The 12,265-nt window shown below is 61.8% G+C and carries 11 protein-coding genes and 1 pseudogene; all 12 read left to right on the forward strand.

What is annotated here, in order from left to right:
• Positions 1-8 precede the first annotated feature (8 nt).
• The 12 genes and pseudogenes from cdd (at position 9) to rpoD (ending at position 12,203) form a co-directional block, all read left to right on the forward strand.
• Entirely contained in the window at positions 9-458 is a 450-nt protein-coding gene (gene cdd / locus OMP38_RS22015; RefSeq protein ID WP_277567037.1) for a cytidine deaminase, read from the forward strand.
• Complete coding sequence (era, locus tag OMP38_RS22020) at positions 455-1,360, forward strand: GTPase Era (protein WP_277567038.1); 906 nt, start codon at positions 455-457, stop codon at positions 1,358-1,360. The genes cdd and era overlap by 4 nt, the downstream gene beginning before the upstream one ends.
• Before the next feature lie 136 nt (positions 1,361-1,496).
• Positions 1,497-1,649 carry a YqzL family protein gene (locus tag OMP38_RS22025; protein ID WP_277535301.1) on the forward strand — a complete coding sequence of 51 codons (153 nt, stop codon included), beginning with the start codon at positions 1,497-1,499 and terminating at the stop codon, positions 1,647-1,649.
• Between the two features lie 94 nt (positions 1,650-1,743).
• Entirely contained in the window at positions 1,744-2,541 is a 798-nt protein-coding gene (gene recO, locus OMP38_RS22030) for a DNA repair protein RecO (RefSeq protein WP_477100081.1), read from the forward strand.
• Between the two features lie 106 nt (positions 2,542-2,647).
• A complete protein-coding gene (locus OMP38_RS22035) occupies positions 2,648-3,568 on the forward strand; it encodes a prenyltransferase (protein WP_277567039.1) in 921 nt (306 codons plus the stop codon).
• 23 nt (positions 3,569-3,591) lie between these two features.
• Positions 3,592-4,320: a DUF6081 family protein gene (locus OMP38_RS22040; RefSeq protein ID WP_277567040.1), complete on the forward strand. Its 729-nt coding sequence runs from the start codon at positions 3,592-3,594 to the stop codon at positions 4,318-4,320.
• A gap of 387 nt (positions 4,321-4,707) precedes the next feature.
• Positions 4,708-5,595 (forward strand): glycine--tRNA ligase subunit alpha, encoded by an 888-nt coding sequence (gene glyQ, locus OMP38_RS22045; RefSeq protein ID WP_277567041.1) that lies wholly within the window; start codon positions 4,708-4,710, stop codon positions 5,593-5,595.
• Positions 5,588-7,676: pseudogene (gene glyS / locus OMP38_RS22050) on the forward strand (glycine--tRNA ligase subunit beta). The gene glyQ and the pseudogene glyS overlap by 8 nt, the downstream one beginning before the upstream one ends.
• 40 nt (positions 7,677-7,716) lie before the next feature.
• A complete protein-coding gene (locus tag OMP38_RS22055; protein WP_277567042.1) occupies positions 7,717-8,523 on the forward strand; it encodes a pyruvate, water dikinase regulatory protein in 807 nt (268 codons plus the stop codon).
• A gap of 166 nt (positions 8,524-8,689) precedes the next feature.
• Positions 8,690-9,160 (forward strand): YaiI/YqxD family protein, encoded by a 471-nt coding sequence (locus tag OMP38_RS22060; protein ID WP_277567043.1) that lies wholly within the window; start codon positions 8,690-8,692, stop codon positions 9,158-9,160.
• Positions 9,161-9,208: 48 nt separating this feature from the next.
• Entirely contained in the window at positions 9,209-11,035 is a 1,827-nt protein-coding gene (dnaG, locus tag OMP38_RS22065) for a DNA primase (RefSeq protein WP_277567044.1), read from the forward strand.
• Between the two features lie 31 nt (positions 11,036-11,066).
• Positions 11,067-12,203, forward strand: a complete 1,137-nt coding sequence (rpoD, locus tag OMP38_RS22070; protein WP_271749295.1) for an RNA polymerase sigma factor RpoD — start codon at positions 11,067-11,069, stop codon at positions 12,201-12,203.
• The last annotated feature ends 62 nt before the right edge of the window (positions 12,204-12,265 follow it).

Raw genomic sequence — 12,265 nt, forward strand, 5'->3', positions numbered from 1 at the left:
GATGACAGATGGGGGACATCAATATAGACACGCTCGGCTGGACGCCGCAGCTGCTGCTGGCCGAGGCGGCCAAGGCGATGGAGAAGGCCTACGTGCCTTATTCGGGCTTCAAGGTCGGAGCCGCGCTGGTCGATCGCACGGGCGCGATCCATTACGGCTGCAACGTCGAAAACGCGGCATACAGTCCCGGCAATTGCGCGGAACGCACGGCGCTGTTTCGCGCGATTGCGGACGGCCACGCGCCCGGCAGCTTCCGGGCGATCGCCGTCACGGGACGGACCGACGCGCCGATCACGCCGTGCGGCGTCTGCCGGCAGGTGCTCGTCGAGCTGGGCGGACCGGATCTGCCGGTCATTATGGGCAATGCTAAGGGAGACATATCGATCATGACGGTCGCCGAGCTGCTGCCCGGCGCATTCACGCCCGCGAAGCTGGCGGAAGGAAGGATAGCGGAATGAGCGAACCAAAAGGCAAATTCAAGTCGGGCTTCGTCGCCATCGTCGGCAGACCGAACGTCGGCAAGTCGACGCTGATGAATCAGGTGATCGGACAGAAGATCGCCATCATGAGCGACAAGCCGCAGACGACTCGCAATAAGATTCACGGCGTGTACACGACGGAGGACAAGCAAATCGTGTTCCTGGATACGCCCGGCATTCACAAGTCGAACTCCAAGCTCGGCGACTTCATGGTGAAGTCGGCGCTCGGGGCGCTCGAAGAGGTCGAAGCGATCCTTTTCCTCGCCGACGTATCGGAAGAGCTGGGCGGCGGCGACCGTTTTATTATCGAACAGCTCAAAAAGGTGAATACGCCCGTCTTCCTCGTGCTGAACAAGATCGACAAGGTCCAGCCCGAAGCGCTTCTGCCGATCATTGATAAATACAGCAAGCTGCATACCTTCACGGAGGTCGTGCCGGTGTCGGCCCGCGACGGCAACAACGTGACGACGCTCCTGGAGCAGATCGGCCGCTATCTTCCCGAAGGACCGATGTACTATCCGGCCGATCAGATCACGGATCACCCGGAGCAGTTCATTTGCGCGGAGCTCATTCGCGAGAAGATCTTGCAGACGACCCGCGAGGAGATCCCGCACTCCATCGCCGTCGAGATCGAGAGCATGGGCACCGGGGACAACGGCGTCGTCAACATCGGCGCGGTCATTTACGTGGAGCGGCCTTCGCAGAAGGGGATCATCATCGGCAAAAACGGCGCGGCGCTCAAGGAAGTCGGCAAGCGCGCGCGCCATGACATGGAGCGGTTGCTCGGCTCCAAGATTTTTCTCGAACTTTGGGTCAAGGTCAAGGAAGACTGGCGCAATCGGGAGTCGGTGCTGAAGTCGCTTGGCTTTAGGCACGATTAAACGCAGTCGGCATTCTCGGTCTTGCGGCGTCCGGACTTCCCGGACAAATGTTGTCAGGCATACCCGCACGGCGGCGGTGGCATTCTAACGGTGGCGATTTGGGAAGATTTCATTTCCACCGGGGAGGATGAGCGCTTTGCGGGATTTCACGTGGCACGTGTTTACGCAGACCGGCGATATCGAAGCCTACCTGCTTTACAAGGAAATGATTCAGCCCGGAGCCGCCGGCCTGGCGTCGGAAGAACCGGTTCCAGAGGGCGAAGGGGAAGAGAGCGGAGCAGGAGCCTAAAGTCACCTTGACCGGCTTCGGCCCGCGCTCGTCGCGCACCGTCTTGCGGCGCGCGACCCGGCCCTATAGGGGCGACAGAAACGGGGAGAGGCCGTTGCTCTATCGGACGGAAGGCATCGTCATTCGCAGTATCGATTACGGGGAAGGCAACAAGATCGTCACGATCATGACGCCCTCTCTAGGCAAGCAGGGCATCGTCATCCGCGGCGCCCGCAAACCGAAAAGCCGTTACGCCTCGCTCGCCCAGCTGTTTACGCTCGGCGATTTTTCCTTTTACAAGGGCGGCGGCCTCGGCAGTTTAAATAGCGGCGAGATCATCGATTCATATAGAGGCCTTAGAGAAGGGCTGGACCAAGCCGCCTACGCCTCCTACCTGGTCGAGTTGTGCGACCGCGCCATCCAGGACGAGGACGCAGGCGCTTTTCTTTATCATCAGCTGCATGCGGGCTTGACGGCGATATCGGAAGGCAAGGACCCGAAGATCGTCGCCCGCTTGTTCGAGATGAAGATCGCGGCGGCGGCGGGCTACGCGCCGATGCTGGACGCCTGCGCAGGCTGCGGGCGGGAGGAAGGCCCTTTTTTACTTCAGCGCGGCGGGCGGCGGCGCCCTTTGTCCGCTATGCCGCCATCGCGATCCGCGTGCGATGGAGCTCGAGGACGGCGTGTGGAAGCTGCTGCGCGTTTTCTCGGCGATGGATATGCGCAGACTCGGCACCGTGGCCGTGAAGGAATCGACGGCCAAGCAGCTGGCGACGGTCATGCGCAGGTGGTTCGACCACCATCTGGCGCTGAATTTGAAGTCCCGGCACTTTTTGGATCAGTGGGAAAGAGGCGAAGATTTCTTCAAACCGGTACCCTGATTCGACAAATTGTGCTATACTATAGTAAGTAACATACGCGTTTCAAGCTATTGGACGGGTTCGCTGGATTCGGGCAGGTCGGCGAAGCCGTTTTCTTATGCACAATTTGCCCAATCTATCTGGAAAGGATGCGGCACGATGGATGCATTCAAGCGGTTCATGAAGGCCTCGCGCATGCGCGTCATCCCGGTCATGCTGATGCCCGTGGCGCTGGGGGCGCTGGGCGCTTACGTATGGGACGGCGTCTTCGATGTTTGGCTGCTGCTGCTCACGCTCGTCGGCTCGGGCGCGGCCCATCTGTTTTCGAATATGATCAACGATCTCTGGGACTATAAGAACGGCACGGACGAAGCGGCGAAAAATACGGCGGACGCCATCGGCACCAATTCGGGCTATTTGACGAACGGCGTATGGAGCATGCGCACGTTCGCGGCGGTCACGTGGGGCTTGTTCGCGCTTGCCGCCGTCAGCGGCGTCGCATTGGCCCTGCTGAGCGGAATATGGGCGTTCGTCTTCGGCGCGCTCGGCGGACTCATCGCTTATTTCTACGTCGCGCCGCCCATCCGTTTCGGCTACAGGGGCAAAGGTTATAGCGAGATCGCGATCCTGCTCGCGTTCGGCGTGCTGCCGGTGCTGGGCTCCTACTATGTGCAGACGTCCACGTTCGATTACAGGGCGATCCTGCTGTCGCTGCCGATCGGCTTGCTCACGACGCTGATTTTGTTCAATCACCATTTTCTTCACTGGCAGGCGGACCGGGCGGCGGGCAAGCGGACGCTGGTCGTCGTGTGGGGCGAACGCCGCGCTTTGCAATTCTCGCGCTTTCTGCTCGGCCTTGCGGCGTTGTCGCTGGTCGCGGCAGTGATTGCCGGCGCGCTGCCGGTCTATGCGCTCGTCGGTCTGATCACCGCGATCCCGCTTTACCTGACCTATGGACGGCTGCAAGACCAGAACAACTCGCGGGCGTACTTGCCGCTCATGGGCGCCTCCGTACGGGCCGCAAACCGCTGCGGCTCCGTCCTTATCTTATGTCTGATTATCCAGGGCCTCATCCAATAAAATGAATGGAAGTGACCGGTTCAATGGAAAAGCAGCTGGTATTCGGTGATTTTCACCGCATCTTATCGGAAGGAGAGACGTGGAAAATCGGCGGTTTTCCGCTCCCTGACGGCACGTTCTGGGAGTATCGCGAACCCGACGCGGTCGTTATCGTCCGCAACGGCATCCTCTACGTACGAGCCCCGCTCAGCCGCAGCCACGACCGCGTTCAGATTTTAGACAACGCAAAGCACATGTACTATTCGGTCGAGGAAGTCGTCGTGCCGGAAAAAGGCGAGGTCAGCTTCGAGCTCGACATTCGCGCCCGCAGTACGGGCACGGCGCCCGGCGATCTGTACGACGGCTACGTGTCGTTGAACCTGCTCGATTTCACGACGGGCGCCGCGCTCGACTTTTTCGCGGGCAACGACAAGTACGCTTCGGTCTATGCGGTGCTGCCGTTCCCCGGCGTCGAAGTGCCGAAGTCGGACAAGACTCGGTTTTTCTGCGTATTCCAGGAAGACACCAACTTTAAGGCGCGCGAATTCAATACTTACAAGATCGTGTACAACCGCGCGGAGGACGAGGTCGTCTTTTACCTGAACGGCGCCGAGGTACGGCGCGAGCGCGATGTGCCGGTGAAGATGAACCGCTTCACGATCGCGCTCGGCATCATGACGGAGAAGGATCTGTCGCCGGAGGGCAGCGTGTCGGTGCACGGCCAGACGGTCATCGCCGAGTATTCGCCGGTGAAGGTCACGATCCGGGAGTAGCGCTGGCATTTGACACGCCCGGCTTCCATCGGCTAGAATGTTGCATAACGATGGCATGCGTCTCGTTGAAGGAGAGAGTAGCCGGTTGCCTGTCGGCAGCTGCAGCGAGCCGGGGGCGGTGGGAGCCCGGCACGACGAATCGGCGAAGGGCGCTCCGGAGAGAACGGCCATATCAAAGAGCGGGCAAACGAAGGAGCGCGAGCGCTAGCCGCCGATGGCGGACTTGGGTCTCGTGGCGACATCTTCGGGCGTCAAGTAGGGTGGAACCGCGGGATCGAGCTCCCGTCCCTACGTCTGCGCGGCAGACGTGGGACGGGAGTTTTTTTGTCGCGTTCCGGCGCCGCGGAAAAGGCGGATTCGATCTCAATATACGAAGGAGTGGCGGACTTGAATTTTCAGCAGATGACATTGACGCTGCAGCAATTCTGGGCGGAGCAGGATTGCATCGTCGTCCAGCCGTACGACACCGAAAAGGGCGCGGGCACGATGAACCCGATGACGTTCCTGCGCACGATCGGACCGGAGCCGTGGAACGTCGCGTACGTAGAGCCTTCACGCCGTCCGGCGGACGGACGCTACGGCGAAAATCCGAACCGGCTGTACCAGCATCACCAGTTCCAGGTGATCATGAAGCCTTCGCCGGACAACATTCAGGAGCTGTATCTCGAGAGCCTGAAGCGACTCGGCATAGACCCGTTGCAGCATGACATCCGGTTCGTCGAGGACAACTGGGAATCGCCGACGCTCGGCGCTTGGGGCCTCGGCTGGGAAGTGTGGCTGGACGGCATGGAGATTACCCAGTTCACGTACTTCCAGCAGGTCGGCGGCATCGATTGTCATCCGGTCGCCGTCGAAATCACGTACGGCATGGAGCGCCTCGCTTCCTACATCCAGGACAAAGAGAACGTATTCGATCTCGAGTGGGTGAACGGGGTTACTTACGGCGACGTGTTCAAGCATCCGGAGTTCGAGCATTCCAAGTACACGTTCGAGGTGTCCGACGTTCCGATGCTGTTCAACCTTTTCTCGACATACGAGGCCGAGGCGAAGCGCGCGATGGACGAAAACCTCGTGTTCCCGGCATACGACTACGTGCTCAAATGCTCCCATACGTTCAACCTGCTCGACGCCCGCGGCGCGATCAGCGTCACCGAGCGTACGGGTTATATCGGCCGCGTGCGCAATCTGGCGCGCTCGGTCGCCGCGACGTTCCTGCAGGAGCGCGAGCGGCTCGGATTCCCGCTGCTGAAGAAGGAGGCTCTTGACCATGCCTAAAGATCTGCTGCTCGAGATCGGCCTCGAGGAAGTGCCGGCGCGGTTCGTGCGCGGCGCGATGGAGCAACTCAAGGACAAGACTGAAAAATGGCTCGAAGCGAGCCGACTCTCGCACGAAGGCGTGATCGCCTACGCGACGCCGCGCCGGCTGGCGGTCATCGTTAAAGGGTTGGCCGACCGTCAGGAGGACGTCAGCGAGGAAGTCAAAGGACCGGCGCGCAAAATCGCGCTGGACGAGAGCGGCGCATGGACGAAGGCCGCGCTCGGCTTCGCCCGCAGCAACGCGGTAGAGCCCGAGGTGCTGTTCTTCAAGGAGCTCGGCGGCGTCGAGTACGTCTACGCCAACAAATCCAGCATCGGCGTGGAGACGGCCGGCCTGCTGCCCGAGGCGCTGCCTGCGATCGTTACGTCGATGACCTTCCCGAAGAACATGCGCTGGGGAGACTACGATCTTCGCTTCGTGCGTCCGATCCGCTGGCTCGTCGCGCTGCACGGCGAAGCGGTCGTGCCGTTCGCGATCACGGACGTCGAGACCGGCCGCACGACGCGCGGCCATCGCTTCCTCGGCGCCGACGCGGAGATCTGCGACCCGTCCGAGTACGTATCGAAGCTGCGCGGCCAGCATGTCATCGCCGACGTCGAGGAGCGCCGAGAGGCGATTCTGCACCAGCTTCGCGAGCTCGCCGAATCTCGCGGCTGGGAGATCGCGATCAAGGACGATTTGCTCGAAGAGGTGCTGTTCCTCGTCGAGACGCCCACCGCGCTGTCGGGCTCGTTCGACCCGGCCTTCCTGGACATCCCGCAGGAAGTGTTGATCACGTCGATGCGCGAGCATCAGCGCTATTTCCCGGTGCTGGACGCGCAGGGCAAGCTGCAGCCGCACTTCGTCACGGTGCGCAACGGAGACGCGGCTTCGCTGGCTAACGTCGCGAAGGGCAACGAAAAGGTGCTGCGCGCCCGGCTGTCGGACGCGAAGTTTTTTTACGCCGAAGACCAGAAGGGGAAAATCGACGCGTTCCTGCAAAAGCTGGAGAGCATCGTCTATCACGAGGAGCTCGGCACGGTCGCCGACAAGGTGCGCCGCATCCGCGTGACCGCCGACAAGCTCGCCGAGCTGCTGAGAGCGGACGAGAAAGTTCGCGCGGATGCGTCTCGGGCCGCGGACATTTGCAAGTTCGACCTGGTGACGCAGATGGTGTACGAATTCCCCGAGCTGCAGGGCATCATGGGCGAAGACTACGCGCTGAAGTTCGGCGAGTCGCCTGCGGTCGCCACGGCGATCAACGAGCACTATTCGCCGCGCAACGCCTCGGACAATCCCCCCGGCTTCGCTCGTTGGCGCGATCGTGGGCATCGCCGACAAGCTCGACACGATCGTCGGCTGCTTCCTGATCGGCATCATCCCGACGGGCTCCCAGGATCCGTACGCGCTTCGGCGCCAGGCCGCAGGCATCGTGTCGACGCTGCTGGCGCACGGGCTCGAGCTCAAGCTGTCGGACCTGTTCAAGCTGTCCCTCGACGTCTATGCTGCCGCCGGCCTCGGCAAGCGCGAAGCGTTCGAAGTCTCGCGGGACTTGAGCGAATTTTTCGCGCTGCGGGTAAAGAACGTATTGACGGAGCAGCAGATCCGCTACGACGTCACCGACGCGGTACTCGGCGCGGGCTGCGACGACGTCCGCCGCACGGTGCTGCGCGCGCAGGCGCTGCAGGCGGCCGCAGGCGGCGACGACCGCGAGACGTTCCGTCCCGCGGCGGAGGCGTTCGGACGCGTCGCGAATCTCGCGGCCAAGGGCGGGGATTCGCGCCAGGTGGACGCGTCGCTGTTCGCGGACCCTGCCGAAGGCGCGCTGTACGAAGCGTGGATGAACGCGCACGGCAAGATTTTGACCGCGACGGCCGAGGCAAGACTGTCCGAGGCGTTGTCGGCGCTGTCCGCGCTAAGCGGGCCGATCGCCGCGTTTTTCGAAGCGGTCATGGTCATGGCCGACGACGAGGCGATCCGCCGCAACCGGCTCGCGCTGCTCGGGCTGATCGCGGACGACGTGCGCGGCTTCGCCGACTTCGCCAAGCTCGCGGGCTGATCAAGGTCGCGCCGCGGCCAATCGAACGGAGGGATGCACCATGGAAGCAACAAGCGTAACCGTCTACGTCGTCTCCGACTCCGCCGGCGATACCGGAGAGCTCGCGGTGCGGGCGGCCGCAGCCCAATTTCACCCGCTCAAGGTGCAGATCCGGCGGGCCGGATTCATCCAGCGGGAGGCGGCGATCGACGCCGTGCTCGAGGCGGCGCAGAGCGAAAGTGCCGTCGTGCTCTACACGCTCGTCATCGACGCGCTTCGCGCTTACATGGCGTCGGAGTCCGCGCGGCGGGGCATCTCGGCGATCGATCTGCTCGGTCCGCTCATCGACCAGATGGAGCAGCGCTTCGGCTGTCAGTCCCGCCACGAGCCGGGGCTGAACCACGTGCTCGACGCCGGTTATTTCCGCAAGGTCGAAGCGGTCGAATTCGCGGTCCGGTACGACGACGCCCGCGACGTGACCGGCGTCAGCAAGGCGGACATCGTGCTGACCGGCGTCTCCCGGACATCGAAGACGCCGCTCTCCATGGTGCTCGCGCACCGGACGTACAAGGTCGCGAACGTTCCGCTCGTACCGGAGCTTACGCCGCCCCGCGAGCTGTTCCTGGTGCCGAAGACCAAGATCTTCGGACTGACGATCCGGCCGGACGCGCTGAATGCGATCCGCGTCGAACGGCTCAAGGCGCTTGGCCTGCCGAACACGGCTTCGTACGCGACGGCCGAGCGGATCCAACAGGAGCTCGAATACGCGCACGGCATCATGAAAAAGCTTGGCTGCGTCATTATCGACGTGTCGAACAAGGCGGTCGAAGAGACGGCCAGCCTGATCATGGAGCGGTTGGAAAAATAGCCGCGTTTCGACAAGTGCACGACGGACAACCGGCATGCCTCCAAGGCGGCTGGTTGTTGCTTTCTTACGGGTACCCGGCCTGAAATTTTGGGTCGCAGGAAGGATTTATCGCGCCGGTAGCGTATATAATAGGGACTCACAACATCATCGATGAGCGGGGTGTCGAATGCTGCAAAATCCGGTCCGGGTCGTCGTCGACGCGGACGCCTGCCCGGTGAAGCCGGAGATCGCCGCGTGCGTGAGGGCCGCGGGGACGAGAGCCCTGCTCGTGTCTTCGCATGCGCACGTGCTTCAGGCCGAGGAAGGCGTCGACATCGTGACGGTGGACGCCAGCGACCAGTCGGCGGATCTGTATATCGCCAACGCGCTTAAACGCTCGGACATTCTCGTCACCGGCGATTACGGACTGGCCGCGCTAGGACTGGCCCGCGGGGCGGCGGTGTTGACGCCGCGCGGCAAGGCGATCGACGAGGAGAATATCGACGGGCTGCTCGCGCAACGGCATTTTTCGGCCAAGCAGCGGCGCGGCGGGATGCGGACGCGGGGACCCAAGCCGTTCACGGACGAGGATCGCGACCGCTTTCAACAAAAACTGACATTGCTGCTGCGGAGGTTGCAGGAGAATTCGTTCGCTTAGCGAATTGTATTACGTGCCGAAATCGAACGGCAGGGCGGATGGCTTAATATGAATAACGGCATGATTCCACAAGAGACGATCGACGAGGTTCTTCGGCGGTACGACATTGCGGAGACCGTCGGTCGTTACGTTCAGTTGTCCAGGAACGGCAAGTATTTGAAGGGGCTTTGCCCATTCCATTCCGAGCGAACGCCTTCCTTCACGGTGACGCCGGAAAAGCAAATCTTCCATTGCTACGGCTGCGGCAAAGGCGGGAATGTCGTCAAGTTCGTGATGGAGATCGAAAACGAGACGTTCCCCGAAGCGATCCGGAGCATGTGCGAGGAAGCGGGCATTCCGATCTCCTGGCAGGCGCCCGAAGGCGAGCAGTCCGAGCGCCAAAAGGAACGCTCCGTCATGACGGAGGCGCACGCCTACGCGGCGAAGTTCTATCATGCCGTGCTGCGCAACACCGCGGCAGGTACCGGTGCGATGAATTATCTCCGGGATCGGGGCATGACGGACAAGCTGATCGAGGAGTTCGGGCTCGGCTATGCGCCTGCCCGGTGGGATACGCTGACGCAGGCGCTGGACAAAAAGGGCTACGACCTATCCGAGATGGACCGGGGCGGACTGCTCTCGAGGCGGCATGAAGGCGAAGGCTTCGTGGACCGTTTCCGCGACCGCGTCATGTTCCCGATTCACGACGGCGACGGCAAGATTATCGCCTTCGCGGGGCGGCTGATGTCGGACGGCCAGCCGAAGTACTTGAACTCGCCCGAGTCGCCGCTGTTCAGCAAGAGCCGGACGCTGTACAGGTTCCACGCGGCGAAGGGCGCGATCCGCAAGACGAGGCAGGTCGTGCTGCTCGAAGGCTATATGGACGTCATCAAAGCCTGGTCCGCCGGCGTGCACAACGGCGTCGCGACGATGGGGACCGCGCTCACCGGCGAGCACGCTTCCTTGCTGAAGCGTTATGCGGACGAGGCGGTCATTTGCTACGACGGGGACGATGCGGGGATGGCCGCGGCGAGCAAGAGCATCCCGCTCCTGGAGAACGCCGGCTTCAGAGTGCGGGTGGGCGTGCTGCCCGGCAAGATGGACCCGGACGAATACATCTCGGCATACGGCTCCGAAGCTTTTATGCGGGAGATCGTAGAAGGCGCGGTGTCCGCCCTCAAATTTCAGCTCATCTATTTGAGGAAATCCCATATACTGCTAGAAGAAGACGGGAAGCTCCGGTACCTCGAAGACGCCATCAAGCTCGTGGCCAGGCGCGAATCGGCAACCGAGCGGGAGTTGACGCTCAAGGAGCTGGCGCAGGAATTCGGGGCTTCGACGGACAGTTTGAAGCAGGACGTGTTCAAGATCAGGCAGCAAGAGAAATTGGGAACGGCTGGGGATATTCCGGGCGGATCGTGGAATAATGAATGGAATGATAACCGAAGTTCGGCCAAGCTTCCCAAGGTGTCGGTCGACTATGTCAAGGCCGAGCAGTACCTCCTGTCGTGGATGCTGCAGGACGGCGAGACGGCGGGGATCGTCCAGGAACGGTTGGGCGATCGCTTCCATGTGGAGGATCACGCGGCAATCGCTGCTTATCTATATGCCTATTACGCGCAGGGCAACCAGCCTGACATAGGAAGATTCATCGCCACGCTGCAGGACGACCGGTTAGAGCGCGCGACCAGCGCCATTGCGCTGATCGAAGTGCCCTTCGGAGAGCGGGAACTTGCCGATTGCATGCGAACGGTCGAGCGCCAGGTGACGAAAAAGGACGATTTGCAGAGCTTGTACGAAGAAATGAACCGAGCGGAGCGTACCGGTGATCCATTGCGCGCCGCGCAAATATTGACAGAGATTATCGCCCTGGAGAGACGGCAGAAGGAAAGCTGAAGCCGCCGCTGCAGGGAGGAGGGAGTCGGAAATGGCGAACGATCAACACACCGGACTCGAGACGGAGAGCTCGCTGGAGCAGGTCAAGTCGCTGCTCATCGAACAAGGCAAGAAAAAGGGCGGACTGACCTACAAAGACATCATGGAGAAGCTGTCTCCGTTCGACCAGGACGCCGAGCAAATCGACGATTTCTTCGAGCAGCTGGCCGATCACGGCATCGAGGTCGTTAACGATCACGACGAGATCGGAGGCGGCCGCGATCGCGAACGCGAAGAGGACGAACGCGACGAGTTCAACTTCGACGACGATCTGTCGCTCCCGCCGGGCATCAAGATCAACGATCCGGTTCGCATGTACTTGAAGGAGATCGGACGCGTGCCGCTGCTCGGCGCCGACGACGAGGTCGAGCTTGCGAAGAAGATCGAGATCGGCGGCGAAGGCGGCGAGGAAGCGAAGAAGCGTCTGGCCGAAGCGAACCTGCGCCTCGTCGTCAGCATCGCGAAGCGGTACGTCGGACGAGGCATGCTGTTCCTCGACTTGATCCAAGAGGGCAATATGGGCCTGCTGAAGGCCGTCGAAAAGTTCGACCATACGAAGGGATACAAATTCAGTACGTACGCTACCTGGTGGATTCGCCAAGCGATTACGCGGGCGATTGCCGACCAGGCGCGGACGATCCGGATTCCCGTCCATATGGTGGAGACGATCAACAAGCTGATCCGCGTGTCGCGGCAGCTGCTGCAGGAGCTCGGACGCGAGCCGGCGCCCGAAGAGATCGCGGAGCAGATGGAGCTCAGCGTGGATAAGGTTCGCGAGATCATGAAGATCGCGCAGGAGCCGGTATCGCTCGAGACGCCGATCGGCGAAGAGGACGACTCGCATCTGGGCGACTTCATCGAAGATCAGGAGGCGCTGGCGCCGGCGGATGCGGCGGCGTACGAGCTGCTGAAGGAACAACTGGAGGACGTGCTGGACACGCTGACCGAACGCGAGGAAAACGTGCTCAGACTGCGGTTCGGTCTCGATGACGGCCGCACGCGTACGTTGGAGGAAGTCGGCAAAGTGTTCGGCGTCACGCGCGAGCGGATCCGGCAGATCGAAGCGAAGGCGCTCCGCAAGCTTCGTCACCCGAGCCGCAGCAAGCGTCTGAAGGACTTCCTGGAATAAGAACAGAACGCCGGACTGCGTTCATGCAGAGGACCTTGCGCCGATCCATGGGCTGCAAGGTC

The organism is Cohnella ginsengisoli, assembly GCF_029525555.1.
Taxonomy (GTDB): Bacteria; Bacillota; Bacilli; order Paenibacillales; family Paenibacillaceae; genus Cohnella; species Cohnella ginsengisoli.

Coding starts and splice junctions, on each gene's coding strand:
- era (WP_277567038.1), top strand. CDS start 455: ATGAGCGAACCAAAAGGCAAATTCAAGTCGGGCTTCGTCGCCATCGTC.
- OMP38_RS22040 (WP_277567040.1), top strand. CDS start 3,592: ATGGAAAAGCAGCTGGTATTCGGTGATTTTCACCGCATCTTATCGGAA.
- OMP38_RS22055 (WP_277567042.1), top strand. CDS start 7,717: ATGGAAGCAACAAGCGTAACCGTCTACGTCGTCTCCGACTCCGCCGGC.
- rpoD (WP_271749295.1), top strand. CDS start 11,067: ATGGCGAACGATCAACACACCGGACTCGAGACGGAGAGCTCGCTGGAG.
- cdd (WP_277567037.1), top strand. CDS start 9: ATGGGGGACATCAATATAGACACGCTCGGCTGGACGCCGCAGCTGCTG.
- OMP38_RS22060 (WP_277567043.1), top strand. CDS start 8,690: ATGCTGCAAAATCCGGTCCGGGTCGTCGTCGACGCGGACGCCTGCCCG.
- OMP38_RS22035 (WP_277567039.1), top strand. CDS start 2,648: ATGGATGCATTCAAGCGGTTCATGAAGGCCTCGCGCATGCGCGTCATC.
- dnaG (WP_277567044.1), top strand. CDS start 9,209: ATGAATAACGGCATGATTCCACAAGAGACGATCGACGAGGTTCTTCGG.